The following is a 26,004-nucleotide window of genomic DNA, read 5'->3' on the forward strand; positions in this document are numbered from 1 at the left end:
CGCGGCGGTGAATTCCTGAGGTGCGCTAGCCGTGGAACTATTCCTGCAGACCCTCATCGACGGGGCCCTTATCGGTGGGCTGATCATCGTCGTCGGAGTGGGCTTCTCCCTTTGTTTTGGCGTCATGCACATCGTGGACTTCGCCGTGGGGGAGTGGGTCATGCTGGGCGCGTATGCTGCCTACTGGCTGGTGCGCTACCTGGGGCAGGACCCCATGGTCTACCTCCCCCTGATCTTCGCCCTGTTCTTTGCCGCCGGCTGGCTGGTCTACCCGCTGATCTACCGGGCGGTCAGCGGGCGGCGGCATCACCCGGCGCTGATGGGCCTGGTCTTCACCTTCGGTCTCTCCACCCTGGCTAAAGGCGGTGCCCTCTCCGCCTGGGGCTATCACGTGCGCTCGGTGAGCACCTGGCTCTCCGGGCAGAGCGTCTCCCTGGGGGTGACCACGCTCCCGGCGCTGCGCCTGGCTGGCTTCGTCTTCGGCGTCCTGACCACGGTGCTGTTCATGATCTTCCTCTACGGCACCCGCCTGGGCGTCTCCATCCGGGCCACCGCCCAGGACCGGGAGACGGCGGCGCTCCTGGGGGTGGACGTGCGGCGGGTCGGTGCTCTGGTCTACGCCACCTACGCGGGCCTGACCGGGATGACCGGCGTGCTCATCGGAGCGCTCTTCTCCATCCACGCGGCCATGGGGGCAAAGTACGTCATCTTCGCCTTCTTCGTGGTGGTGCTGGCCGGAATGGGGTATGTCCCCGGCGTGATCGTGGCCGGCCTCCTCCTGGGTCTGATTCAGTCCTTCGTCGGCGTCTACATCAGCGGCCGCTACACTCTCTTTGCCCTCTTCCTCCTCATGTACCTGAGCCTGCTGGTGGCGCCGCGGGGCATCCTCCGCCGCGGGTTGTGACGTGACCACGCCAGCCGTCGAGGTCCGCTCACCTGCCCGCAGCGCCGCTCCCCGCCTCACCCTGGGAGCTCTCCTGGCGACCGCGCTGCTCCTTCTGCCCTTCACCGTCTCTTCTTTCTGGATCCGCATCGCCACTGAGGTCCTGCTGTGGGCGGGGCTGGCCCAGAGCTGGAACATCATCGGCGGCTACACCGGCTACCTCAGCTTCGGGCACGGCGCCTTCTTCGGCCTGGGCGCCTACGTCACGGGAATAGGCATGACCGTGCTGGGATGGCCCTTCCCCGCCGGCCTGGCGGTTTCCGGGGTGCTGGCTGCCGCCCTGGCTGCAGCCATCGGCTATCCCACCCTGCGGCTGCGCGGGGCGTACTTCGCCATCGCCACCTGGGCCTTCGGAGAGATGCTGCGGCAGGTGGCCACGGTGCTCGAGGTCACCGGCGGAGCCTTCGGCATGCGCCTGCCCCCGTTTCTCAACCTGCCGTTCTTCTACTACATCACCCTGGGAACAAGCACCCTGGTCTACGTGACGACATACCTGCTGCTGGAGCGCTCGCCCTTCGGCTACAAGCTGCTGGCTATCCGGGAGCACGAGGAGGCCGCCGAGATGGTGGGGGTGAATACGGTGGGCGTCAAGATCAACGCCTTCGCCCTGAGCGCCTTCTTCCCCGGGGTGCTGGGCGGCATCTACGCCTACTGGCTGACCTACATCCACCCGGATAGCGTGCTAGGCGGGATCATCACCGACCTGATGGTGGTGATGGTCTTCCTGGGCGGCATGGGCACCTTCTGGGGGCCGCTGCTGGGTGCCTTCCTGGTGCAGCTGGTCAGCCGCAGCCTCTGGCTCGTCTGGGGTGAGAGCACCCTCTACCTGGTGATCATCGGCGCGGCCATCTGCATCGTCGTCCTGTTCATGCCGGGGGGTATCGTGGGCCTGCTGGAGGGCCGGCGCGCGCCCCTGCTGGCCCCCCGCGCGGCCTGGCGCTGGTGGCGGGAGCGGGTGAGGTGGTGATCTCCGGTGCTGGAGACGCAGAATCTGACCAAGAGCTTCGGCGGCATCCTGGCCCTGGACGGCCTCTCCCTTACCGTCCCCGCCGGAACTATAGTCGGCCTGATCGGCCCCAACGGCAGTGGTAAGACCACCTTCTTTAACCTGGTCACCGGGGTCTATCCCCCGGACCGCGGCCTGGTGCGCTTCCGCGGTCGGCTCATCACCGGTCTGCGCCCGCACCGCATCGCCCGCCTGGGCATCGGCCGGACCTTCCAGATTCCCGCCCCCTTTGTCAAGATGACCGTCCTGGACGACGTGGCGGTGGGGGCCTTCATCCATGCGGGGACCATGGCCGCAGCCCGGCGCGCTGCCATGGAGATCCTGGAATTCGTCGGGCTGGCGGGAAAGGCCCGGGAGCTGGTCAGCCAGGTGACGCTGGAAGACCGGAAACGGCTGGAGCTGGCGCGCGCCCTGGCCACGCGGCCGGAGCTGCTGCTGCTGGATGAGGTCATGGCCGGGCTGAACCCCACCGAGGTGCGCGCGGCGGTGGAGCTGATCAGGGCCATCCGCGCCCGTGGCATCACCATCGTAGTGGTGGAGCACGTCATGGACGCCATCCTGTCCCTGTGCGAGCGCATCGTGGTCCTGGACCAGGGGCGGAAGATCGCCGAGGACGTCCCGGAGCGGATCGTCACCGACGAGGCGGTCATCCGCGCCTACCTGGGGGAGCGGCGCCGTGCTGCGCATTGAGGGTATAACCGTAGCCTACGGCCAGGTGGCCGCGCTGCGCGACGCCTCGCTGCTGGTATCCCCGGGAGAGATCGTGTCCATCATCGGCGCCAACGGCGCGGGAAAGACCACGCTGCTACGCACCATCTCAGGCCTGCTCCACCCGCTGTCCGGCACCATCCACTTCCAGACTACGCGCATCGACCGGATGGAACCGCACCAGATCGCCCGGCTGGGTATCGCCCACGTGCCTGAGGGGCGGCGCATCTTCCCCTACCTGAGCGTGCAGGAAAACCTGTGGATGGGCGGGCTGCAGATCAGGGAGCGAACTCAGATCGAGGCCCGCCTGGAGGAGGTCTTCGACCTGTTCCCCGTGCTGGCGCAGCGTCGCCGTCAGGCGGGGGGGACGCTCTCCGGCGGGGAGCAGCAGATGCTGGCCATCGCTCGGGCGCTGATGGCCGACCCCAGGCTGCTGCTGCTGGATGAGCCGTCCCTGGGCCTGGGCCCCAAGGTCGTGGATGCCGTCTTCGACGTGATTGCCAAGCTCCACCAGCAGAGGCGCACCGTGCTGCTCGTGGAGCAGAACGCCTACCTCTCACTGGAGGTGGCGGATCGCGCCTACGTCCTGGAGACCGGACGCATTGTCCTGGAGGGAAGAGCGGCGGAGCTGATGGACCACCCTCATGTCAGGCGTGCCTATCTGGGCCGCTGACGCCTCCGCGGCCGTCCTCCGGAGAAGGGAGGAGAGTATGTCTCGCACCACAGTTGCCCTGCCCGGCCCCCGGGCCCAGGAGCTCCTGTCCCTGCGCCAGCAATACGTCCCCCGCGGGGTGGCCACCACCGTCCCCACGTTCGTGGTCGGAGCGGAGGGAGCCCGCCTGCGGGACGTGGATGGCAACGAGTTCATCGACTTCGCCGCCGGCATCGGCGTGGTCAACGTGGGGCACCGCCCCGCGCCGGTGGTGCAGGCGGTGCGCGAGCAGGTGGACCGCTTCCTGCACACCTGCGCCCATGTGGCCATGTACGAACCCTACCTGCGCCTGGCGGAGCGCCTGGCTGCGGTCACGCCCGGTGGCTGGGCGAAAAAGGTCCTCCTGGTGAACAGCGGGGCCGAAGCGGTGGAAAACGCCGTGAAGATCGCCCGCGCGACTACGGGGCGCCGCGCCGTGGTCTGCTTCGAGTACGCCTTCCACGGACGAACGCTGCTGGCCCTCAGCCTGACCAGCAAGATCAAGCCCTACAAGTTCGGCTTCGGCCCCTTCGCTCCCGAGGTCTACCGGGCGCCCTACTCATACCCCTACCGCTGTCCGCGGGGCGGGGACCCCGCCGACTGCCCCATCTGCACCGGGCAGGCCCTGGAGGCGTTTCTGAAGACCCACGTGGACGCCGAGGAGGTGGCGGCGGTGGTGGTGGAGCCTGTGGCCGGCGAGGGCGGCTTCGTGGTGCCGCACCCGAAGTTCCTGCCCACCGTGGCGGAGGTCTGCCGCCGACACGGCATCCTCCTCATCGCCGATGAGATCCAGACCGGATTTGGCCGTACCGGGCGGCTCTTCGCCGTCGAGCATGCGGGCGTCGCTCCCGACCTGCTGATCCTCTCCAAGTCGCTGGCCGCCGGCCTGCCCCTGGCGGCGGTGGTGGGGCGGGCGGAGGTGATGGACGCACCGGGGGTGGGGGGCCTGGGAGGGACGTTTGGCGGTAACCCCGTAAGCTGTGCGGCGGCGCTGGCCGTGCTGGACCTGGTGACCGATCCCGCGTTCCTGGAGCGGGCCGGCCACGTGGGCGCCGCCATCCGGGGCCGCCTGGGCCTGATGGCCGAACGCTACCCGCTGGTGGGAGAGGCCCGGGGCCTGGGAGCCATGGCGGCGTTGGAGCTGGTCCGGGACCGTGCCACCAAGGAGCCGGCCGTCGAGGAGACCACAGCGGTGCTGCACGGCTGCCACGAGCGCGGCCTGTTCGTCCTCAAGGCCGGCGTTTACGACAACGTGGTCCGCCTCCTGCCCCCGTTGACCATCAGCGACGAGGAGCTGGAGACCGGACTGCAGATCCTGGAGGAAGCACTGGCGGCCGCGGCCGCCTGAGCGGGCTCAGTCGCCCGTCTCGCGCATGAACCGCTGCAGGGCCTCCAGCAGCGCCTGCAGGTGCTTGACCACGTCCTTGGTGCTGGGGTACTCTCCCAGCCCCTTCAAATCGTTGGCGATGCGCGCCAGGTCTCGCTGGCATGCCGCTGCGGCATCGCGCACGGCCAGCCTCGCACGCATACCGTCACCCCCTTCACCGTCTGCCGCGCCATCGGCGGTAAATGGGGCTCTCGCCCACCCATATACTGTATCGGCGGTGTCGCGGACGCGCAACACGCACGACGCACGGCGCTCACAGCCTGCCCACGCGGCGGAGCCGGTATCGCTCGTAGATCAGGTCCACCTCCCCTTCTCGCCGCGTGAACTCCACGGGCAGCCAGCGCGCCGCCGCCAGGGTGACGAATCGGGGGCGCTGCGGGTCCAGGCCCGCCGCATCGTAACCCTGGGGGACCAGCAGCGCCGCCTGCTCCTGCGGGCCATCCTGCATCTCCAGCACCAGGTAGTCGCCACGGCGAACCACCGTGGCGCGCATCGTCCCGCGGTAGGTCTCGTAGACGCCGGTCAGCCCGTCCAGCAGGCGCTCCGCACGCAGGGCGGGCACGCTCCAGGGATCCGCGCCCAGGAGCAGGGCCAGGGCGAAGGCGCCCATCTGGTTCAGGGGGTAGCCGCTCCCGTTGGCCAGCAGGGCCACACCCACCCCGCGTTGCGGGACGAACCCGACATAAGCCGTAAAGACCAGCACGCTGCCACCGTGCCCCACCAGCGTCTCCCCGAGGAAGTCCGGGGTGACCTGCAGACCGTAGCCGTAGAAAACCGCGGGCTCGGGCCCCAACAGACCGCGCCGCCAGAAGGGGATGGGAACGCGGGGTTGCCACATGCCGCACAACATGTCGGGAGGCAGCAGGGCCACGCCGGGCCCACGGCCCCCGGCCAGGAACATGGCCACGTACCGCGCCAGGTCCGCGGCGCAGGAGATCAGCCCGCCGTCCGCCTGGATGCCCCCGAAGAGGTAGGCACTGCGGGTGCGCCGCTTCTCCCGGTCGATCACGTAGGGGATGGCGGCATCGGGATCGCCCTGGACATCGTCGGGGCGAAAACCGCTGCGCGTCATCCCCAGGGGCTGCAGGATGTGCTGGCGGACGTAGTCGGGGTAGGGCTGCCCGGAGACCCGCTCGATGACCGCCCCCAGCAGGACATAGCCTTCGTTGAGGTAGAACCAGCGCTCTCCGGGCGAGGCGACGAGCCAGGGCTGTGCCTGGTCGAGGAAGGCCAGCATGTCCTCGATGCCGCTGATGGGGAACCAGCGCTGGGAGGTGCCGACGTGGTGGCGGATGGTGGCTTCGGCGTAGCCCAGCGCCGGCAGGCCGGAAGTGTGCGCCATCAGGTGCCGCAGGCGGATCGGCTCCTCCCCAGGCGGGCGGACAGGGAGGGGGAGGTAGCGGTCCACGGGGTCCTCGAGGTCCAGCAGGCCGCGCTCCTGGAGCTGCAGCAACGCCAGGCAGGTGAGGGACTTGGTCACGCTGCCGACACCAAAGAGGGTCTGCGGGGTAACAGGCAGCCCGCGCTCCAGATCACGGAAGCCGAAGCCGCGGCTCCACACCACTTCCCCCTTGCGAACGAGGGCCAGGCTGAGGCCTGGGAGGCCGGTCTCGCCCATCTTCTCCTGGACGAAGTGCTCCAGCGGTGCCAAGGAGTCAGTCATCGGCATGACCATTCTGCCCGCCGCACCGCTTCCTCCGCAAGACGGCAACGCTTTCGTTGAGCATGACCGCAGGAGATGACGTGCGGGCCCGGGTGCGGCGGGCGTTGCCGCGCGACCTTCCGGCACTGGCCCGCCTCTGCCGCGCCGCCGCCGGTGCGGACGACTATGTCCTGGCCTACCTGGACGAGATGGTGCGCGCCGGTCAGATCCTTGCAGTCCAGGCCGGCCGCCGTCTGGTCGCCATGCTGGGCGTGACCACCTGCCTGGACGGTGCCCTCTGGCTGGGGCAGGCGCGGACCCACCCCGCCTTTCGCCGTCGCGGCTACGCCCGCATGCTGGTGGAGGCGACCATCGCCCATGCGGCGCGGGAAGGGGTTCCGGCGCTGCGTCTGTGGGTGAGCGCGCGCAACCGGGCGAGCCGGAGGCTGGCGGAAGCCGCCGGCTTTCGGCGCGTGGCCGTCTTCTCCCGCCTGGTCGCGGGGACGCTTCCGGGGGCAGGGAATGTGACCGCGGTCCTCCCGCCGGAGGAGGTCTACCGCCGCTGGCGCCGCAGCGTGTTGTGCAGAGCGGGGCAAGCCTACCTGGCGTACCGAGGGCACTTTCTCCCGCCAAGCGCCACTTCACTGCAGCAGATTGCCGGGCGAGGTGAGCTACTGGTGGGACCGAGGGCTGCCTTCATCCTTTGGGCCGGCGAGCCCGGCGTCACCTACGCCTCCGTGCTGTGGGGAGGCATAGAGGCACTGCGCGTGGCCCGGCGCGCCGCCCGCAGCGACATAGTGGCAGTCTTCCTGCCATACGACCGCCACCTACTGATCCGGGCGAAGCAGGCGGGATACCGGTCGGGGTCCTGGGGAAGGCGCGCGGTCCTCTACGAGCGGTCCGTCTGAAGGTCGAAGAGGTCGACCAGGATCTGGGGCGCTAGGCTGTAGTGGGCGTCGGTGGTGGCAACCCGGAGGCCGTGCTCCATTGCACTCGCGGCCATCCACACGTTATTGATGGGGAATCGAGGTCTCCCGCTGGCGGAGGCCAGAGGGTGCGTGTTCCGCGTCGAGCCGGCCGAGGTCCGGCGACTCCTCACCTCCTTGACCATCATCCGGTCCATGGCGATATCCTGTCATGGGATGGCCCTGTCCCTCCGCTCCACCCGCAGGCTGCGTGGGCTGGCGCTGCGGTGCCGCGCGCCTGCCGGGTTCAGAACCGCCTCTTCGGCTGGAAGGACATCGGCCGGCTAACAGCCAGTGCGGCGCTTTCTGCCGTCGGCCTGCACCGATGAGGAGGTGCACAATGAGCAGACAGATGCGGTGGTGGGTGCTGGGGATCCTGCTGGTGCTGGTGCCTGCCCTGTTGGCTGCTCCAGGCCGGGGGCAGACGACGCGCAAAGGGGTCATGGTGGTGGATTTCGAGGACCTGGCGCGGGGCTGGTCGTATACCCGGGAGGTGGTCACCGCCCGGGTGATCTCCAGGCTGCGCGAGGACGCCGCGCTGCGGGTGGTGCCTCGGGAGCAGGTGCAGGACGCTCTGCGCCAGGCCCGCGTGGAAACGGCGGGGTTCCTGGATGTGGAGGCCGCGCAGAAGGTGGCTCGCACCCTGGAAGCCGACTACGTGGTTATGGGGCAGGTGGCCGCGTTCGACCAGCAGTACACTGGAGGGTGTCTTCCCATCGTCGGGTGTGCCTACACGGTGACCGCGAGCGTGACCCTGCGGGGGAAGGTCCTGGACGTGGCCGCTGGCGTCTTCGTCACCGAACCGCGCAGCGAGGCCCGCAAGACGCAGTCGTCGGTCTCGGTCTGGGTGGGTCCCTGGTGGACGCACGTCACCGTGAGCAACTTTGACGGCCAGCTCATCGGCAAGGCCACTCAGGAAGCGGTGGAGGACTTCACCGCAAAGATCAAGCCCTATCTGAGGTGACGCCGCCGCTCCATCGCCTTCAGACCCAGCATCCGCTCCCCGCGAGCCTTCGCCGAAGCAGCCGCGCCTCAGCCCTCTGCAGGAGCCAGGGCCACCTCCCGCCAGGCGGCCAGCAGGGCGGCGGCGATGGCGTCTACCTCCTGCTCGGAGTGCGCCGCGGTCACGGTGACGCGCAGGCGACTGGTGGACGGGGGCACCGCGGGCGGGACGATGGGCAGCACGAAGATGCCGCGCTCGTCCAGCAGGTGGGTCAGGTGCCACGCCCGCTCGTCGTCGCCAACGATCACCGGGATGATGGGGGTGGGGTCGTCGCGCACCGAGATTCCCCCGGCCCGCAGCGCGCCACGCAGACGCCGGACGTGCGCCCGCAGGCGGGCCACCCGATGTGGCTCGGCCTCCATCACGTCCAGCGCGGCCATTACCGCCGCGGCGCTGGCCGGGGGTAGGGCCGCAGAGAATACGAATGCCCGCGAGGCGTGCTTGAGGAAGGTGATCAGGTCGCGCCTCCCGGCGATGTACCCCCCGGCGGAGGGGATGCTCTTGGAGACGGAGCTCATCTTGATGTCGATGACCCCGGGCAGGCAGAAGTGTGCCTCGATGCCCTCGCCTCTTGGGCCGAGGACCCCCAGGGAGTGCGATTCGTCCACCATCAGCCAGGCCCCGTGGCGCCGGCAGATCTCGGTCAGGGCGGGCAGGTTGATGACGTCGCCGTCCATGCTGAAGACGGCGTCCACCACCACCAGCCGGCCGACCCCTTCGGGCACCCCTGCCAGGGCCCGGTCGAAGGCGGTCATGTCGTTGTGTGGAACCCGGACGAACCGGGCTCCGGAGAGCAGACACCCGTCCACGATGCTGGCGTGGTTGAGCTTGTCGCAGATCACCACGTCGTTGCGCCCCACCAGCGCCGAGATGGCCGCGAAGTTGGCCAGGTAGCCGCTGGAGTAAAGGACACAGGCCTCGGCGCCCACGAAGCGGGCGATACGCTCCTCCGCCCGGTCGTGCAGATCGGTGTTGCCTGCTAGCAGCCGCACGCCGTGGGTCCCGGTGCCGTAGCAGGCCAGGGCCTCCTGCGCGGCCGCCGTGATCCGCGGGTCGCCCAGCAGCCCCAGGTAGGAGTAGGAGGATGCCAGCAGCATCCGCCGCCTGCCGATGGTCACGTGGGCGCCGTCGATGGCGGCCACGGGTTGGAGGTATGGGTAGATCCCTCGCCTCTGGATACTCGCCACGCGGGTGGCGAGCTCGCTGATGCGTCTGCTGATTGGGTCCACAGGCCGGCCTCCCGGGCGTCCTCAGCCCGAATGTGCGGGTGTTGTCCGATTCTCTCCGCGGCGGCGGGTCTCCCCCTGGCGCGCCGGAAGAATTCCGAAGGGAAAGAGCCGCCGGCGGTGCCGGCTGTCCGCGCGGACGCTGGAGCAGACAGGGATTTCTCCCCTGATCCCGTAGTGGTACGCGGGAGGAGAGGGCGATGCCGCGGTACGTGATGGAGAGCGCTCCCGCCGCCGAGACCGTCATCAGCGGACAGCGCTACCTCTATTTCGGGGGGACCGGGTACTACACCCTGCAGAATCACCCCGCCGTGCTGCAGGCGGCGGCCGCGGCTCTGGCCCGCTACGGGATGCACCCGGCGACCAGTCGCGGCGGCTTCGGGACTACGCCGCTGTATGTCGCCCTGGAAGCCGCGGCCGCCAGGTTCTTCGGCAGCGAGGACGCGGCCTACATCGCCTCCGGCTACCTCTCCAACCTGGCGGCGCTGCAGGCGCTGGTGGGAGCGGCTGACTTCAGCGCCGTCTTCGTCGACCAGGGTTCCCACTACAGCTTGACCGACCTCCTCCCCGTCCTGGGGCTGCCCGTTGTGCCCTTCGCCCACCGGGACCCCGAGGACCTGCGCCGGGGGCTGCTCACTCACCTGCGGACGGGGCAGCGGGCCCTGATCGTCAGCGACGGCATCTTCCCCCTCATGGGGCACCTGGCGCCGCTGCCCGCCTACCTTGAGGTGGCCTCCGCCTACGATGCCGTGGTCTGGCTCGATGACTCCCACGGGGTGGGTGTGCTCGGCGAGAGGGGGCGGGGTACCTGCGAGCACTACGGCCTGGCATCCGAGCGGGTGCTGTTCGGCGGCACCCTGAGCAAGGCCTTCGGCGCCTACGGGGGCATCATCCCCGGCAGGGGGCCCTTCGTCCGGGCGGTGCGCGCCGGCCACGTCATGACCGGGGCCACCTCGCCCACCTCTTCTGCGGCGGCTGCGGCCCTGGCGGGGATGGAGCTGCTGGAACAGCATCCGGAGTGGCGCATGCAGCTATGGGAGAACGCGCGGATGCTAAAGGCCGGCCTGCGCCGCCTGGGCCTGCCGGTGGAGGATACGCCGGTACCCATCGCCGCCTGGGCGCTGGGGTCGGCCCGGCAGATGGATGCGGTGCAGCAGGCGCTGATGGCCCGGGGCATCTGCATCCAGCGGGCCCACTACGTGGGCGCAGGCACCGCCGGGGTTCTGCGGGTGGTGGTCTTCTCCACGCACACGGCGGAGCAGATCGGCCGGCTGCTGGAGGAACTGCAGAGGGTGCTGTAGCGGCGGCCGTGGCGGCGTGTAGTGCGCCGACCATGGCGGATCCGTCGAAGGGAGGTGATGGTCGGGGGAGGATCGTCCACGGGCCAGGAGCCCGTGCCCACCGGGAATTGTCGGACACAGAGGAGGGTGATGGCTGTGAGAGTCTTTGGCTGGATGTGGGCGGTCGTTCCGGTAGTGGTGGTGGCGTTGTTGGCCGCACCGCTGCCGGCGGGGTCCGCCCAGGCGACCCCGCAGGATGTGCTCATCTTCGGATCCACCAGCGACGTGGAGACCATGGACCCTCAGGTCACCGTGGACAACATCGCCTGGAGGGCCATCTACTACTGTTACGACCGGCTCGTCCAGCTCAAGGGCGGCACCACGGAGGTGGCGCCCCAGCTGGCGGAGTCGTGGACCATCTCTCCCGACGGGAAGACCTTTACCTTCCGCCTGCGCCGTGGCGTGAAGTTCACCGACGGCACACCGCTGGACGCCAGGGCGGTGCAGTTCAGCTTCACTCGCTTGCTGAAGATGGGCAAGGGCGCCGCCGGCCTGTGGGACGGGATCCTGGACGCCAGTGGCATCACCGTGGTGAACCCCACGACCATCCGCTTCACCCTGAAGACCCCGTTCGCGCCCTTCCTGGGGTCGCTGGCCACCGACCAGGCCAGCATCGTCAGTCCGGGCGTGATGAAGCACGAGAGCGGAGGGGACATGGGGCAGGCCTGGCTGGCCGGAAACAGCGCCGGCAGCGGGCCGTTCCGCCTCAAGGAGTGGCGGCGTGGGGAGCGCCTGGTGCTGGAGCGCAACCCCACCTACTGGGGCCGCAAGCCGGCCCTGCGTCAGGTGATCATCCGCAACATCCCCGACCCGGCGGTCCTGCGGGACCTGCTAGAGCGGGGAGAGGTGGACATGGGGGAGACGCTGACGGACGACCAGCTGGACGCACTCAAGGGCAAGCCCGGCATCACCGTCTTCGAGGCGCCTTCATTCCTGGTGACCTACCTGTACCTGAACAACAAGAACCCCTACCTCTCCAAGGTAAAGGTCCGCCAGGCCATCTCCTACGCCATCGACTACGAAGGGATCATTCGCGGGGTGAAGAAAGGCCGGGCGGTGCAGATGCGCGGTCCCATCCCCCAGGGCATGGCGGGGCACGACAAGACGGTCTTCCAGTACACCCGCAATGTGGCCCGCGCCCGGCAGCTGCTGGCGGAGGCCGGCTACCCCCAGGGGTTCGAGCTCAGCCTGCTCATCGACCCGGGCATCCGGGAATGGGCGGACATCGCCACCATCGTCCAGGCCAACCTGGCGGAGGTGGGCATCAAGGTTAAGATCGAAGGGTTCGCCCGCCCTACCATGCGGGCCAAGCTGGACAAGGCGGACTTCGACATGGCCACGGGCTTCTGGACCCCCGACTATCCCGACGCGGACATGTTCACCTGGTTCTGGTTCTACTCCAAGAACGGCGGGCTGGCGGGAAACCGGTCCTTTTACGTCAACCCGCAGATGGACCGGCTGGTGGTGGCGCAGCGGCAGGAGACCGACCCGGCCAAGCGCCTGGCTCTCTTCCGGCAGATCCAGAAGATCGCCGTAGAGGACGCCGTCTACGTCTACCTGCACCAGGCCATCTACCGCATCCCCATGCGGGACCGCGTCCGGGGCTACGTCTACAACCCCATGCTGCTGTTCATGCCCAACTTCAACGGGATCTCCAAAGGGCCCTAGCCCATGCAGCGCCGGGTGGGGAGGGGCGGCGCGTCGCTCCTCCCCACCTGAGCCGAGGGCGTTCATGGCTCACTTTCTGGCACGCCGCCTCCTCCTGCAGTTCTTGGTCTTCGCCGGCGTGCTGGTCCTGACGTTCCTCATCTCCCACGTGGTCCCCGGGGATCCCGCGCTGCTGCGGGCAGGCCCCAAGGCCAGCGCCGAAACCATCGCCAAGATCCGGCACGACATGGGGCTGGACCGGCCCCTGCCCATCCAGCTGGCCGTGTACGTCCGCGAGCTGCTGCGGGGCGATCTGGGCACTTCCATCCGCACACAGCGCCCGGTGATCACCGACATCGCCGAGCACTTCCCCGCCACCTTTGAGCTGACCACGCTCAGCCTCCTGGTGGTGGTGGCCGTGGGCATTCCCCTGGGCGTGCTCTCGGCGGTACGCAAGGACCGCCTGCCGGACCACTTCAGCCGGGTGGTGGCTATCTCCGGGGTTTCCCTGCCGGTGTTCTGGCTGGGCCTTGTGCTCATCTACGTCTTCTTCGTCCGCCTGGGCTGGCTGCCGGGCACGGGGAGGCTGGACATGGGGGTAGACCCCCCGCCTCCCCTCACCGGTCTCTACCTGGTGGACTCCGTCGCGGCGCGGGACTGGGAGGCGCTGCGCAGCAGCGTGCGCCACCTGCTGCTGCCGGTGTTCCTCCTCTCCTATGTCTCTCTGGCCCCTGTGGTGCGGATGGTGCGCTCCAGCATGCTGGAGGTCCTGGGCCAGGACTACATCCGCACCGCCCGGGCCAAGGGCCTGGCCGAGCGGCTTGTCCTTTACCGGCACGCCCTGCGCAACGCCCTCATCCCCACCCTGACGGTAATCGGGCTTTCCTACGGCACGCTCCTGCAGGGCGCCGTGGTCACCGAGACCATCTTCGCCTGGCCGGGCATGGCCTACTACGCGGTGGGCTCCATGACCTACCTGGACTACCCCGCGGTCATGGGCATTACGCTGGTCAGCGCCCTGATCTACACCACCGTCAACCTGGTCGTCGACCTACTCTACGGCGTGGTTGATCCGCGGATTCGGTATGACTGAGGTCGCCCGCCCCGGGTCCGCCCGCTCCGCCTTCGACCTCAGGTTGCGGGGAGGGCTGGTGGGACGCTGGCTGCTCCGCCGCCCCCTCACCCTGGTGGGTGCCGGGATCGTGTTGCTGGTGAGCGGCACGGGGCTTTGGGCGCCGCTGCTGGCCCCCTATGACCCGCTGGCCATCAGCATCGCCGAGCGGCTGCAGCCCCTGAGCCTGGCGCATCCTCTGGGCACGGACCACCTGGGGCGAGACCTCCTCAGCCGCATCATTCATGGGGCCAGGGTCTCCATGGGGGTAGGGGTGAGCATCGCCGCCCTGGGGGCGTTAATCGGGACGGTGCTCGGCCTGCTGGCCGGCTTCCTGGGCGGAAAGGTCGACGAGGCCATCATGCGGGTCTGCGACATGTTCCTGGCCTTTCCCGCGCTCATCCTGGCCATGGCCCTGGCGGCGTCGCTGGGCCCCAGCCTGGGTAACACCATGCTGGCCTTGGTGATCATCTGGTGGCCCTGGTACGCCCGGATCATGCGGGGCCAGGTGCTGGCCCTGCGGGAGTCGGAGTACGTCATGGCGGCCAGGGCGCTGGGGGCGGGCACGGGGCGCCTCATGTTCCGGCACCTCCTGCCCAACGCCATTCCGCCCATCATCGTCCAGGCCACGCTGGACGTGGGCAACGCCATCCTCATTGCCTCCTCGCTGAGCTTCCTGGGGTTTGGCGCGCAGCCACCGGTCCCTGAGTGGGGAGCGATCACCAGCGAGGGGCGGACGTTCTTGCGCGACTACTGGTGGTACCCTACCTTTCCGGGACTGGCCATCATGGTTACCGTAATGGGCTTCAACCTGATGGGAGACGGGCTGCGCGACCTGCTGGACCCTCGGCTGCGGCGACAGGTCGGTGGATAGCGGTGCCTGCCTGGCCTCTTCCGCAGGGGCCGGAGGGAGCCGGGGGCGCGCCCGTGCTGGCCCGTGCGGGTAGAATGAAAGGAGAGGGGTGAGGAGGAAAGGTGTCCGTCTCCGTCCTGGACCGTCTGACCAGCACAGATCTGCGTTTCGTCGCCCAGACCCTGCTGCCTGAGGAAGACACCGAGCGGGCCGCCCGTCGCCTGCGCGCGGAGGAGGATCTGCTGGACCACCTGCTGGAGGACGACCGTCTCTTCCGCCGCCTCCTGGCCGAGGAGACGGCCATCGTCCGCGTCTCTCCCTGGCTGCTCTTCAGCGTCCTGGTGCGCCGGGTGCGTCGGGAGCTGCAGATGCTCCCCTACACCGTGGAGCAGCACGGCGTGGAGCGGGTTGCCGTCTTCGACGCGGCGCGGGCTGGCGAGCTGCTGGCCGACCGGGAAATCCAGGATTACCTGGTGGCGATGCTCACCTCCTTCACCCGCACCGACAGCTTTCTGGTAGAGGTGGAGGAGGCGGGGCGCATCCGCCGCCGCCGCTTCAGCGACTTCAGCAGCGAGGACATGATCGCCCTGGCGGGGTTGATGCCTGAGGAGCTGCGCTTTCCCATCCTTCGGCGCATCGCCGACATCGCCCTCTTCCTCACCGGCATCTTTCCGGAGTACGTTGCCCCTGCGTCCCGGGCGGGACTGACCCCCCGGCCCACCCGCCCCTGGCGGGTGCGGCGCACATTGGAGGAGCTGGAGGACGAAGGGCGGCGCTTCTACCGCCTGGCCGCGCGCCACGAGATGGCGCGGCGCACCAACATGAGCCGCACGCTGGAGACTCTGGCGGAGACCTTTCCCCTGGCGCGGAAGCCCCTCAACGTCATGGCCACCAAGTACATCGGCACCAGCCGGATGCTCCTCTTCGGCGCCCCCGCCTGACCCCTTCCTCGCCAGCACAATCGGGCCGTCGCCCGATACCTGCAGCCCACGCGCCGCGTAGGCTGGAGGGTCGGGCGCTGCCATGGATCCCACACTCCTTCCCTTCTTTCGCCCCCGGGGGGTCGCGCTCGTGGGGGCGTCCCACGATCCGGGCAAGCTCGGCCATGCGGTGGCGGCCAACCTGGTGCACTGCGGCTACCGGGGCGCGGTGCACCTGGTCAACCCGCGGGGTGGCCGGCTCTTTGACCGTCCGGTCTATCCTCACCTGGCGGCTGTCCCCGACCCGGTTGACCTGGCGGTCCTCATCGTGCCGGCGGCGGCGGTCCCGGATGCGCTGCGTGCCTGCGCCTCCCGGGGCATCCGCGCCGCCGTGGTGCTCTCCGGGGGATTCCGCGAGGTGGGGCCGGAGGGCCAGGCGCTGGAGGAGGAATGCCGCCGCCTCGCCCACGAGCTCGGCATCCGGCTGCTTGGCCCCAACTGCGTGGGTCTGATCGACACCCACCTCCCCCTGGACGTCACCTTCCTGCCGCCGCCGGGTTCCCTGCCGGGGGAGGTGGCTTTCATCTCGCATTCCGGAGCCATTTGCGCCGCGGTCACGGACTGGGCCAGCGGGCAGGGGTTCGGGCTCTCCCTGCTGATCAGTCTGGGCAACCAGGCCGACCTCACAGAGAGCGACGTGCTGGCCCCGGTGGCCGAGGATCCGTACACCCGCGTTCTCACCCTCTACCTGGAGGGGATAGGGCAGGGACGGCGGTTCGTGGAGGAGGCCGCTGCCGTAGCGCGGCGCAAGCCCATCGTGGCGCTGAAGGTGGGGCGGTCGGCCGGCGGACGGTGCGCCGCCGCCTCGCACACCGGTGCTCTGGCCGGAGAGGAGGCGGCCTACGACGCCGCATTCCGCCGTGCCGGGGTCCTTCGCGCCCAGACCAGCGAGGAGCTGTTCGACTGGTCGCGCGCCCTGGCCTGGTGCCCGCTACCGGCGGGGCCCGCGGTGGCGGTGCTGACCAATGCCGGTGGGCCGGGCGTTATCGCCGCCGATGCGGTGGAGCGCAGCGGTCTCCACCTTGCCGAGCTGCAAGCAGAGACCCAGGCCGCGCTGCGTCAGTTCCTCCCTCCGCTGGCCAGCCTACGCAACCCGGTGGACATCCTGGCCTCCGCCTCTCCGGAGGACTACGCCCGTAGCCTGCGCCTGCTGTTGGCCGACCCCGGCGTGCACAGTGCGCTGGTGATCCTGCCACCGCCGCCCCGCGACCCGGCGGAGGCTGTGGTCGAGGCCATCGTCCCGGTGGTTCGCGCCGCCGCCAAGCCTGTGGTAGTGGCGTTGATGGGCGAGGCGCTCGTGCGCGTCGCCGGCGAGCGCCTGCGGGCCGCGCATGTGCCGGAGTACCGTTCCCCGGAGCGTGCGGCGGGCGCGCTGGCCGCTCTCTGGCGACGGGCAGAGGTGCTCGCCCGTCCACCCTCTGTCCCGGTGCGCTTCCCCGATGCCGACCGGGGAGAGGCAGGCCGTCTGCTGGCGGAGCTGTCTTCCGCCACGGGAGAGATCCTCCTCCCCCAGCGTGCCGCACGGGTGGTGGCGGCCTACGGTATTCCGCACGCGCCGGGAGAGTTCGCGGCATCTGCCCATGAGGCTGTGGAGGTGGCACGGCGCATCGGCTTCCCCGTGGCCCTCAAGGTGGTCTCCTTACAGATCGTCCACAAGTCCGAGGCAGGCGGGGTCCTTCTGGATCTGCCCGATGCTGCCGCCGTTGCAACGGGGTTTTTCCGCATTATGACCGACGTGCGCCGGTTTGCGCCCCGGGCGCACGCCCTGGGGGTGTACGTGCAGCCCATGCTCCCTCCGGGGCAGGAGGTGGTGGTGGGAGCGGTGCGCGACCCGCAGTTCGGGCCCCTGGTCATGTTCGGCTCGGGCGGGGTGGAGGTGGAGGAACTGCGCGACGTGGCCTTCGCCCTGGCACCACTCACGGAGGAGGACGCCGACTACCTGCTGCAGACCACCTGGGCGGGACGCAGGCTGCGTGGCTACCGCCACCTCCCCCCTGCAGACCGCTCCGCCGTACGCCAGGTCCTCCTGCGCGTGGCGCAGCTTGCCGATGAGGTCCCCGAGATCGCCGAGGTGGAGATCAATCCCCTGCGGGTCTTTCCGGCCGGGCAGGGCGCGGTGGCGGTGGACACCCGCGTGCGCCTGCAGGCGGCGGACGCCGCCGGGTTGTTGCGGCAGGCGGGCTGAGGGCCGCAGGGACTTCAGCCCTACCGCGCCAGCTCACCGCGCACCGCCTCGATCACCGCCTGCCCCTCGGCGCTGTCCGTGACCAGGTCAATGGCCGCTGGAGAGGCAACGCCCAGGCCGAGCTCCACTGCCCGGCGGATCTGCTCCTGCTGAAAGATAGCGCCGCGCGCCACCGGGCCGGTGGCCCCGTGCAGCCGCAGGAGGGCGACGCCCACCGCGTCAATGGCCACCCGGTCGGTCCCGGCGAGGACCACGCCGGGACGCGCGAGCCTGCCCGACTCCGGGCCACCGTCCACGAAGGCCTCGATCCCGTCCAGGACCACCAGCGCCGGGGTGTAGAGGGTGTTCAGCTCCGCGATGAGCACCCGCTGCAGCGGCGAGGAGTGCAGCTCCCGCATGTAGTCGTAACCATCCGGGCCGGTGCGGGCCACCATGCCCACCGTGTTCTTCAGGGAGAGGGTGAACTGCCCGCCGAAGCGGTGTGTCTTCAGGCAGCAGGTCTGGACGATGGCGTCGGCCTGCTCCAGCAGGGTGGGGAAGAGGACACCGCGCACCCAGTGCCATCCTGGCCCAAAGCGCGACCGCCAGGCGGACGAGGGCAGGCTGTCCAGGGCGACCAGGCGCACCCCCATCTCACGGCCCATGGCCTTCAGCCCCTTCTCCTCCATGACCTGCTCCGTCTCCCCCATGCCGCTGCGGTCGGCGACTGTGATCTCCCGTGCTCCGGCATCGCGGCAGACCTCGATCAGCGTGCGCAGGGTCTCCACATGTGTGGATCCGGGGAAGGGGTGGCTGCTGTTGAGGTTGGGCTTGAGCACCACGGAGCGCCCATGCAGCCGGAGGGGGTCCAAAAGGCGCAGCGCCCTCAGCACCCCCTCGCGGTGCTTCTGGGTGGCCACCAGGGCCACCCGCGCCCGGAGCGGTGCTCCCATCACAGGCACCGCTCCGGGCTGGGAGGAAAAGCGAAAGGGCCACAGCCGCAGCGCTGCCATCCCTCCCACCGTGGTGACGGCGGCGCGCAGGAACCCGCGGCGGCCCAGACGCATGGCTTCTCCTCTACTCTACGACATCCGTGCCGGGCATCCCCTCAAGGGGTGTCCGCCACACAGGTGGATGTGGAGGTCTAGAGTGCCTGCTGTGTGGGCAAAGACTGATTGCGGGGGCGACGGCCCCAACACCCAGGAACGGGTGCCGTTCGGTGCGACGGCCTCTCACTGGTCTCAAGCCCTAGCGAGGTCCCGGTCGCCACTCCCCCGCAAAGACCTCTTCGGGGCGGAGCCCAGGGCTCCGCCCCGTTGCCATCTGGTATACTAGCCCTAGCCCGTCATGGCCCGAGCTCAGACCTTTACGGAGTTAGAGATCCGCCTGTTCGAACGGCCGCGAAAGCTTCCTTTCCGCGGCCGTTCGGTCAAGACGCTAACCGCGTTCCTGCGGCGGGAGGCCAAACGTGCCGGACCGTGGTTGGAGCGGGTTGCCGACGTGGTGGAGGCACTGGGACGCGAGGGGTGGCGCTACCGGGGCTTCACCGGCAAGGCCCTGATCCTGGCGCACCTGCGCCCTGTGGACGGGGAGGAGGTGCGGCACTACCTCTCGCAGCGGTTTGGTCAGGAGGTCCTGCCCCAGATCGCCATCCGCGAGAGGACCAGTGAGGATGGCCCGCCGCCGCTGCCCAAGGCAGACGACGAGCTCTCCCGCGAGCTGCGCCGGCTGATTGGGGCGGAGAAGCACAAGGAAGACCTCTACCTGGGCCACCCGCCCGAGGAGTTGAGCGAGCTGCTGCTGGACATGTCCTTCCTGGCACAGGAGGCGCTGGAGGACGGCGAGGTCTCCGCTCTGCTGGACCGCGTCCGCGAGGAGCACGAGCGGGACGACCTCTACCGCGATCTGCACAGCCGCTACCTCAGCCTCATGGAGCGCACGGGCTCGGGCGATCCGGCCACGGAAGAGGCCTACTGGGACCTCTTCTCCTACATGTCCCGCAAGCTGGCCAAGCTGATCCCCCCGCTGCAGGGCTTCCTCGACCGACGCGGGTTCACCGACCTCTGCGAACACGAGGCCACCGCCTTCCTGGCCGCGGCCCTCTACCAGGCGCTGTCCATCGTCGAGTCGCCGGACGAGCGGTGAACCGGACCCGGCGCCGGGGCCTGGCCCGCCTGGCGCTGGGGGCGGGCCTGGCCACCGTACTGGCGGGCGGGGTGGCGCTGCTGTGGTGGCAGGGTGCGCCGCCCGCTTCGCCCCCACTGAGTACCCTGCTGCCGCCCGGCAGCGTGGTCACCAGCCAGGGACGCGTGGAACTGGACGGCCGCCCTCCGCAGGAGATCGCGGCCACTGCGTACCTCCCCGCGTACCCCGAAGGCCCCGCGAACCTGCGGCGCGCCGTGCTCGCCGGGTACGACCGCTGGCGGCGCCGCTGGCGCCTGCTCATGCTTCTGCCCCTGGCGCAGATCCCCGCCTCGCTGCAGGCGGGCCCGCTGCTGGGCGGACGGGACGCCGTGGTCTTTCCCGAGTACGCCACGAACGGCACCGTGCGCTATCGCGTCGTCGGCCTGCGCCGGGGGCGGCCCGTGGTGCTGCACGTGGGACAGAGCCGTGGGACGGTGGAGGTCGTGGGCGGGGTGATCGCGGAACGCGACCCCGCCGGGGCGCGCGGCCTGCGCTGGGACGGGCGGAGGTTTCGTCCCGTGCCTCCGCCCCCGCCGGTTCCTCCCGCGCTGGTCTGGCGCTACTGGACCGACCGGGACGGCGTTCCCCACGGCGAGGCCGACCTGGTGGTGCTGGTCCCGGGCCAGCGCCTGGTGCCGGTGCGCCAGGGCGGGGGACCCACGGTGGTTCCCATTCCGGATGCTAACCTGCACGTCCTCGACGGGGCGTTCCGCGCGCACCGCCCCGGCACCTACAGCGTGATAATCCCGGACTTCCTCAACCGCCCCGGGGGGAGCTTCCGGCTGACCGTCGAGGTGATCAATGTTCACCCTTAGCACCTACCAGGCCCGGCTGGAAGAGCTGGAGGTTGAGCTCAACCGGGAGACGTACCGCCAGTACGCCGGCCTGCCCTACGACGAGACGCGGATGAGTGCCCTCAGCCGGGAGATCGAGCGCTTGGCGGTGGAGGCGCTGCAGACCATCCCGCCCCAGGAGTTTCCTCGCTGCCTGCTCTACGCCACCATCCGCAACAGCCGCGCCTCGGACTACACCCGCCTGGACAGCGAGATCTACCGCCGGCGCAACGAAGAGGTCCTCCTGCAGGATGAAGGCGAGACGGTCAGCCTGAGCAACTGGCGGCTGTTCAACCACCGCCACGCGCGCGACGCCACACGTCGCAGGCGCGTCTTCCTGGGGCTGCTGGAGCGCGCGGAGGTGCTCTCCCCCCTCCTGGCGGAGCGGTTTGCCCTCAGCCGGGAGGTCGCCGGCCGCTACGGGCGGACGCCCCTGGATATCTACCTGGAGGAGGAACGCGTCGACCTGGCGGCGCTGCAGCGGCTCGTGGAGCAGACGGCGGCGGCGGCGCAGCCGCACTTTGCCCGGGAGCTGCAGCACTATGCGGAGACGCTGCTTGGCACCTCACCGGACTTCTACGACGACTACTACGTTTTCCTCAATGTGATCTACGAGCCACTGGACCGGTTCTTCCGGAAGGTGGACTTGGACCGGCTGCTGCGGACCGTCTGCGAGGAGCTGGGGTTTTCCTTCGCCCGGATTCAAATCGATGCCGCTCCCCGTCCCGGCAAGCACGCCTCTCCGGTTTGCTTCGGCGTGCGCATCCCCGGCGAGGTCTACGTTCTCTACCAGCGGACCAGCCCTGTGGTCGACTACACCGGCTACTGCCACGAGCTGGGTCACGCGCTGCACTTCGCCTCCGTGTCGCCGGAGCGCTCCTACGCGGACCGCTACCTCATCCCCGCCGGGGTGGCGGAGCTTTTCAGCACCCTCTTCGAATCCCTGGGTACCACGCCGCAGTTCCTGGCGGAGGAGGCAGGCCTCCCCGCGGCGGCCATCGACGACCTGGTGGCCAGGGAGCGCTTCATGGAGCTGTACTTCCTCACCTTCTACGGCGCCAATTCCCTGTTCAAGCTGCGCTACTGGAGGGAGGCTCCGGACATGGACGCCGCCGACCGCCTCTATGCCGACCTCTACCGCCGCTACGTAGGGCTACCCATGCCGGGGCGCTACTGGCAGACGCACCACGTCCTCGCCCTGCACGACGTCTACGCGCCGTCCTACCTCCTGGCCAAGGTGCGGATGGTGGAGCTGCGCCGGCTGCTGGAGGAGCGGTTCGGCGTGCGCTGGTGGCGTCAGGCCGAGGCGGGGCGCTTCCTGCGAGAGGAGATGATGGCGCCTGGCCGGGCCCTTCCCCCGGAGATGTTCTCCAGGCTGGACGCGGAGCCGTATCTGCGGGCACTGGGGGTGGTCTAGGTGCCTCCGGCCTGGTCGTCTCCACCGGCCGGCCGGACCACGGTTTCGGGACGAGCGGCCCCGGCAAGGGGAGCCTCGGGTATGGCGGCCTCGGGAGGGGAAGCCTCGGGGCGGGCTGCTTCGCGAATAGCCTGGAGCACCTCGGCCACAACCACCTGAAGCGCCGCCGCCACCGGCACGGACAGCAGCACCCCGATGATCCCCAGGAGCTTGCCGCCGACCAGCAGAGCGATGACCGTGAGCAGCGGAGAGAGCCCCACCGCCATGCGCATCACCCTGGGCACCACCAGGTTCGACTCCAGTTGCTGCACGCCGATGTAGAAGGCGATCACCGCCAGGAACCACCACCAGGGCGGCTGAAAGAGGGCCAGGAGTACGGCCGGGATGGCGCCGATGATGGGACCGATGATGGGGATCAGTTCGGTGATGCCGGCAACGAGGCCCAGCAGCAGGGGGTAGGGCAGGCCCAGCGCCCAGGTGCCGATGCCCACCACGACGCCGATGATCAGCCCCAGGAGGAGCTGCCCCCGGACCCAGCCGCCGAACTTGAGCCCCACCCGATGCAGGATCCCTTCCACCCGTGCGGTCTGGGTCGGAGGGAAGAGGGAGAGGAAGGCCTGCTTAATCTGGCGGCCCTCCAGCAGCATGTAGAAGGTCATGAAAAGCACGGTGACCGTGGAGACCAGCCCGCCGAAGAAGCGGAAGACCACACCGGCTGCGGTCCCGAAGTAGCGGCTCAGCCCGGCGAGCTCCTGGGGCAGGCGTGCGACCAGGGCGGAGATGTCGGGCAGCCAGGAGTAGCGCTCCTGCAGGACGCGGGCCGACTCCTCAAGCCGGGCCAGGAACTCGGGGAAGGAAGCGAGGAACCCCCGGGTCTCCGCCACCAGCGGGGTGACGATGATCCCACCCATGAGCACAACCACCACCAGGATGGCCGCATACACCAGGAGGATGGCGCCGGTCTTGGGGATGTGCCGCTGGCGTCGGCCCACGCGAATGCGCTGCAGCAGGACGACCAGCGGGCTGATACCTGTGGCCAGGATGGCGGAGATGAGCACAAGCAGCAGGATCTCGGTGATCAGGGTGAGCAGGCGGATCAGCCCCGCGACCAGCAGGACTATCAGGCTGACCAGGACGGTAGTGGTGACCAGGTCGCGCGGCCGGGCCATCGGGGTTTCTGGTTCGCTGCCCGGGCGACGGTTCCTGGACCGTCCGCAGTTGACACCCCTGCGGTGGTTCCCGCGCAGTTGACACCCCCGCGGGCGGTTCCTAAGATGAAGCCGAAGGCGACGCTCCGCGGTAGCTCAACCTGGTAGAGCGTCCGGCTGTTAACCGGAGGGTTGCAGGTTCGATTCCTGCCCGCGGAGCCAGTTTTGCTTGCTACGCGGCTTCCCGGACGGCCTGGGCGAGGACGGCTTCAGTGTGGCTGGTGCCGAGCAGGTCCGCCCCCGCGTGGAGCAGGGCCAGGGCGTCCTGGTAGGTGCGGATGCCACCCGCGGCCTTTACGCCCAGCCGCCTGCCCACCGCGCGCCGCAGCAGGGCCACGTCGGCCACGGTGGCTCCCTTGGGCCCGAACCCGGTGCTGGTCTTGACGTAGGCCGCGCCGGCCCGCGCCGCCAGCCGGCAGGCCAGACGCTTCTGGCCGTCGTCAAGGTAGCCGGTCTCCAGGATCACTTTGACCGGCCGTCCCTCCGCGGCCTCGACCACGGCGCGGATGTCGTAGAAGACCGTAGCCAGATCTCGCTGTCGCAGGGCCCCCACGTTGAGCACCATGTCCACTTCCTCGGCACCGCGAGCCAGCGCCTGTCGGGTCTCCTGCACTTTGGTCTCCGTGGTCTGCCCGCCGTGGGGGAAGCCAACGACGGCCACCAGCTTCACTCCGGCCCCGGCCAGGAGCCGCGCTGCCGCAGCCACGTGGCAGGGCTTGACCACCAGCGCCCGCACACCCCAGCGCACGGCGACCTGCACGCCCCGCGCCAGGTCCTGCTCGGTGGCGTCCGGGCTGAGGACGGCGTGCTCGATTCGTGATGCCAGCTCCTCCACCTGCATCGTCTTCCCCTCAGGCGGCTTCCACCCGGATGTGCGTGACCTGCTCTGTCCCCGCCTTGGGCATGCAGACCTCCAGCACCCCGTCGCGGTACCTGGCCCGCGCCTGACCCGGCGCCACCGGCAGCGGCAGGGGGATGATCCTTCGCCGCCCACCGGCGGCGAGGGTGAGGGTCTGTGCGCTCAGGCTGACCTCGATGCGGTCGGGATCGGCGTCAGGCAGTTCGGCGCGCAGGACCAGCATGGTCTCCGTCTCCCACATCACCGGCGCGTCGCGGAAGAGTGGCGGCCGGCAGCTGTAGACCTCCTCGAAGAGGTGCTCCATGGACTCGCGCAACGTGATCAATTCGTCCAGGACATCCCACCGCCCGGGACGCATGTCCGCCTCCTGCCGCCCCTGCGCTTCCTTCCCTCCCCAGGATAGGCAGCCGCTCCCCGGGCCGGCATCGGGTTGGCGCCTGATTCTTCCCTCCCCCGGGGTGGCCGTCCGTGCATATACCTGGGGATCGGCGCCAGGGGAGGCTGTCAGCACTCTTGACCACGGCCCCGCCGCCTCGGTCATCGGCTTCCTGGGCAACGAGGGAGTGGCGATCTTTCGCATTCGGGTGGGGCGGGAGATCGGCAGCGCGGCGCTGGTCGCCGACGGCTACCACGCGCGGGTGGACGGCTGGACGAGCCTGGCCGTGCTCGCGGGGGCGGTGGGAGTCTGGCTGGGCTACCCGCTGGCCGACTCGTTCGCCGGGCTGGGCATCACCGCAGCCATCCTGGTCATCGTGTGGCAGTCGGGGAAGGCGGTCTTTACCCGGATCCTGGACGGGGTGGAGCCCGAGGTCATCGAGGCACTGGTCCACGCCGCTGGGCACGTGCCCGGGGTGCAGGGGGTCACCGACGTGCGTGCCCGCTGGATCGGCCACTACCTGGAGGCAGAGTTGAATGTTGCCGTGCCCGCCACGCACTCGGTGGCCGAAGGGCACCGTATCGCCAGGGAGGTCCACCACCAGCTCCTGCACCACGTCCCCTACCTAAAGTCGGGCCACCATCCACGTCGATCCTGCCGGTGAGTTCGGAGAGACCCACCACCGGATCTCCGCTCACACGCACGACGGGCTGCCGGTGCACTCCCACTAGGGCCCCTCAGTTGCGCCCCATTGCTCGATATGGACCGACCGTCCGTAGTGCAGGGCTCCGCCGGCCTCCACCATCTCCAGATAGAAGGTAGCCAGCAGCAGGATGGCGACTTCGTTAACAGGCGTCATGGCGATCGTCCCTCCAGGCTGGTGTCTGCTACCGCATGGCTCGCAGGCGGGGATTGAGGACCTCTTCCAGGGCGAAGCCGGTGAAGGCGAAGCCCAGGACGGCCAGGGTGATGAGCAGCCCCGGCGGGAAAACCCACCAGAGCCAGGCGCCGCTGAGGAAGGCGCTGCGCACCTGCGCGTAGTACAGGATCGAGCCCCACGACTTTGCCGTGGGATCTCCCAGGCCCAGGAAGGAGAGCGAGGCTTCAATCAGGATGGCGTTGCTGGCCGCCAGGATGAACTGCGCCAGGGAGAGCGAGAGTACCCCCGGCAGGACTTGCCGCCGGAGGATGCGGCCGGCGGAGGCGCCCACCGCCCGCGCCGCGTCCACGTAGTCCAGCGAGCGCAGCGACACCACCTGCGCCCGCACCACCCGGGGCCGGCCGCGCCCACACCAGCAGGCCGATGACCAGGATGATGTTCCAGAAAGCCGGTCCGGCATACGCAGCCCGCAGGATCATCAGCGGGAGGAAGGGGATCACCAGGACCACGTCCACGACCCGCATAAGGGCCACGTCCAGCCAGCCGCCGAAGTACCCGGCCACCGTGCCCACCGCAGTCCC

General features: G+C 69.6%; 26 protein-coding genes and 1 tRNA gene. 18 read left to right on the forward strand and 9 right to left on the reverse strand.

The annotated features are described in order from the left end of the window. Positions 1–31: 31 nt before the first annotated feature. From QN152_06455 to gabT, 5 genes are read left to right on the forward strand one after another with little or no spacing between them, the layout of a single operon-like run. A complete protein-coding gene (locus QN152_06455; GenBank protein MDR7539162.1) occupies positions 32–904 on the forward strand; it encodes a branched-chain amino acid ABC transporter permease in 873 nt (290 codons plus the stop codon). 1 nt (position 905) lies between these two features. Continuing rightward, complete coding sequence (locus QN152_06460) at positions 906–1,910, forward strand: branched-chain amino acid ABC transporter permease (GenBank protein ID MDR7539163.1); 1,005 nt, start codon at positions 906–908, stop codon at positions 1,908–1,910. 6 nt (positions 1,911–1,916) lie between these two features. Then, positions 1,917–2,639, forward strand: coding sequence for an ABC transporter ATP-binding protein (locus QN152_06465; GenBank protein MDR7539164.1), 723 nt, complete (start codon positions 1,917–1,919; stop codon positions 2,637–2,639). Next, positions 2,626–3,330: an ABC transporter ATP-binding protein gene (locus tag QN152_06470; GenBank protein MDR7539165.1), complete on the forward strand. Its 705-nt coding sequence runs from the start codon at positions 2,626–2,628 to the stop codon at positions 3,328–3,330. Before QN152_06465 ends, QN152_06470 begins: the two co-directional genes overlap by 14 nt. Positions 3,331–3,367: 37 nt before the next feature. Further along, positions 3,368–4,696: a 4-aminobutyrate--2-oxoglutarate transaminase gene (gene gabT / locus QN152_06475; GenBank protein ID MDR7539166.1), complete on the forward strand. Its 1,329-nt coding sequence runs from the start codon at positions 3,368–3,370 to the stop codon at positions 4,694–4,696. Between the two features lie 6 nt (positions 4,697–4,702). Here the strand turns inward: gabT and QN152_06480 are convergent, their stop codons facing one another. Together QN152_06480 and QN152_06485 are read right to left on the reverse strand one after the other, a co-directional pair. Next, positions 4,703–4,876, reverse strand: a complete 174-nt coding sequence (locus QN152_06480) for a hypothetical protein (protein MDR7539167.1) — start codon at positions 4,874–4,876, stop codon at positions 4,703–4,705. Positions 4,877–4,988: 112 nt separating this feature from the next. Further along, entirely contained in the window at positions 4,989–6,398 is a 1,410-nt protein-coding gene (locus tag QN152_06485) for a serine hydrolase (protein MDR7539168.1), read from the reverse strand. 80 nt (positions 6,399–6,478) lie between these two features. Here QN152_06485 and QN152_06490 point away from each other — a divergent pair, with 80 nt between their 5' ends. Both QN152_06490 and QN152_06495 read left to right on the forward strand, forming a co-directional pair. Then, positions 6,479–7,285: a GNAT family N-acetyltransferase gene (locus QN152_06490; GenBank protein ID MDR7539169.1), complete on the forward strand. Its 807-nt coding sequence runs from the start codon at positions 6,479–6,481 to the stop codon at positions 7,283–7,285. Positions 7,286–7,682: 397 nt separating this feature from the next. Next, positions 7,683–8,306: a CsgG/HfaB family protein gene (locus QN152_06495; protein ID MDR7539170.1), complete on the forward strand. Its 624-nt coding sequence runs from the start codon at positions 7,683–7,685 to the stop codon at positions 8,304–8,306. Between the two features lie 68 nt (positions 8,307–8,374). Here the strand turns inward: QN152_06495 and QN152_06500 are convergent, their stop codons facing one another. Continuing rightward, the gene (locus QN152_06500; protein MDR7539171.1) at positions 8,375–9,574 is read right to left on the reverse strand and encodes an 8-amino-7-oxononanoate synthase; all 1,200 of its coding nucleotides are present in this window, start codon (positions 9,572–9,574) and stop codon (positions 8,375–8,377) included. A 197-nt stretch (positions 9,575–9,771) separates the two neighbouring features. Here QN152_06500 and QN152_06505 point away from each other — a divergent pair, with 197 nt between their 5' ends. The 6 genes from QN152_06505 to QN152_06530 all read left to right on the forward strand — a co-directional run bounded on the left by QN152_06505 (position 9,772) and on the right by QN152_06530 (position 17,687). Next, complete coding sequence (locus QN152_06505; GenBank protein ID MDR7539172.1) at positions 9,772–10,872, forward strand: pyridoxal phosphate-dependent aminotransferase family protein; 1,101 nt, start codon at positions 9,772–9,774, stop codon at positions 10,870–10,872. A gap of 129 nt (positions 10,873–11,001) precedes the next feature. After that, positions 11,002–12,579, forward strand: coding sequence for an ABC transporter substrate-binding protein (locus QN152_06510; protein MDR7539173.1), 1,578 nt, complete (start codon positions 11,002–11,004; stop codon positions 12,577–12,579). A 64-nt stretch (positions 12,580–12,643) separates the two neighbouring features. Further along, complete coding sequence (locus tag QN152_06515; GenBank protein MDR7539174.1) at positions 12,644–13,651, forward strand: ABC transporter permease; 1,008 nt, start codon at positions 12,644–12,646, stop codon at positions 13,649–13,651. After that, the gene (locus tag QN152_06520; protein ID MDR7539175.1) at positions 13,644–14,543 is read left to right on the forward strand and encodes an ABC transporter permease; all 900 of its coding nucleotides are present in this window, start codon (positions 13,644–13,646) and stop codon (positions 14,541–14,543) included. Before QN152_06515 ends, QN152_06520 begins: the two co-directional genes overlap by 8 nt. 101 nt (positions 14,544–14,644) lie before the next feature. Next, positions 14,645–15,463, forward strand: a complete 819-nt coding sequence (locus QN152_06525) for a hypothetical protein (protein ID MDR7539176.1) — start codon at positions 14,645–14,647, stop codon at positions 15,461–15,463. Positions 15,464–15,545: 82 nt separating this feature from the next. Beyond that, entirely contained in the window at positions 15,546–17,687 is a 2,142-nt protein-coding gene (locus tag QN152_06530) for an acetate--CoA ligase family protein (GenBank protein ID MDR7539177.1), read from the forward strand. Between the two features lie 20 nt (positions 17,688–17,707). Here the strand turns inward: QN152_06530 and QN152_06535 are convergent, their stop codons facing one another. Further along, positions 17,708–18,733 carry a DUF362 domain-containing protein gene (locus QN152_06535; GenBank protein ID MDR7539178.1) on the reverse strand — a complete coding sequence of 342 codons (1,026 nt, stop codon included), beginning with the start codon at positions 18,731–18,733 and terminating at the stop codon, positions 17,708–17,710. Positions 18,734–19,148: 415 nt separating this feature from the next. On the opposite strand from QN152_06535, the gene QN152_06540 reads away from it, so the two are divergent. Genes QN152_06540 through QN152_06550 form a run of 3 tightly spaced genes read left to right on the forward strand, consistent with a single transcriptional unit; the run spans position 19,149 to position 22,100 of the window. Then, entirely contained in the window at positions 19,149–19,811 is a 663-nt protein-coding gene (locus tag QN152_06540; GenBank protein ID MDR7539179.1) for a hypothetical protein, read from the forward strand. Further along, on the forward strand, positions 19,808–20,665 hold the full coding sequence (locus tag QN152_06545) for a hypothetical protein (protein ID MDR7539180.1): 858 nt from the start codon (positions 19,808–19,810) through the stop codon (positions 20,663–20,665). The genes QN152_06540 and QN152_06545 overlap by 4 nt, the downstream gene beginning before the upstream one ends. Next, positions 20,652–22,100: a M3 family metallopeptidase gene (locus tag QN152_06550; GenBank protein MDR7539181.1), complete on the forward strand. Its 1,449-nt coding sequence runs from the start codon at positions 20,652–20,654 to the stop codon at positions 22,098–22,100. The genes QN152_06545 and QN152_06550 overlap by 14 nt, the downstream gene beginning before the upstream one ends. Here QN152_06550 and QN152_06555 read toward each other — a convergent pair. Next, the gene (locus tag QN152_06555; protein MDR7539182.1) at positions 22,097–23,269 is read right to left on the reverse strand and encodes an AI-2E family transporter; all 1,173 of its coding nucleotides are present in this window, start codon (positions 23,267–23,269) and stop codon (positions 22,097–22,099) included. The two genes, QN152_06550 and QN152_06555, sit on opposite strands and share 4 nt — an antisense overlap. Before the next feature lie 124 nt (positions 23,270–23,393). Here QN152_06555 and QN152_06560 point away from each other — a divergent pair. After that, positions 23,394–23,470 (forward strand) — tRNA-Asn (locus QN152_06560). Positions 23,471–23,480: 10 nt separating this feature from the next. Here the strand turns inward: QN152_06560 and deoC are convergent. Beyond that, the gene (gene deoC / locus QN152_06565; GenBank protein ID MDR7539183.1) at positions 23,481–24,149 is read right to left on the reverse strand and encodes a deoxyribose-phosphate aldolase; all 669 of its coding nucleotides are present in this window, start codon (positions 24,147–24,149) and stop codon (positions 23,481–23,483) included. Between the two features lie 10 nt (positions 24,150–24,159). Further along, entirely contained in the window at positions 24,160–24,525 is a 366-nt protein-coding gene (locus tag QN152_06570; protein MDR7539184.1) for a hypothetical protein, read from the reverse strand. Positions 24,526–24,625: 100 nt separating this feature from the next. Here QN152_06570 and QN152_06575 point away from each other — a divergent pair, with 100 nt between their 5' ends. Then, a complete protein-coding gene (locus QN152_06575) occupies positions 24,626–25,207 on the forward strand; it encodes a cation diffusion facilitator family transporter (protein MDR7539185.1) in 582 nt (193 codons plus the stop codon). 63 nt (positions 25,208–25,270) lie between these two features. Here QN152_06575 and QN152_06580 read toward each other — a convergent pair whose 3' ends face one another. Both QN152_06580 and QN152_06585 read right to left on the reverse strand, forming a co-directional pair. After that, positions 25,271–25,402: a hypothetical protein gene (locus QN152_06580; GenBank protein ID MDR7539186.1), complete on the reverse strand. Its 132-nt coding sequence runs from the start codon at positions 25,400–25,402 to the stop codon at positions 25,271–25,273. A 28-nt stretch (positions 25,403–25,430) separates the two neighbouring features. Then, positions 25,431–25,883: an ABC transporter permease gene (locus tag QN152_06585; GenBank protein ID MDR7539187.1), complete on the reverse strand. Its 453-nt coding sequence runs from the start codon at positions 25,881–25,883 to the stop codon at positions 25,431–25,433. Between the last annotated feature and the right edge of the window lie 121 nt (positions 25,884–26,004).

The organism is Armatimonadota bacterium, assembly GCA_031459715.1.
GTDB lineage: Bacteria > Sysuimicrobiota > Sysuimicrobiia > Sysuimicrobiales > Humicultoraceae > Humicultor > Humicultor tengchongensis.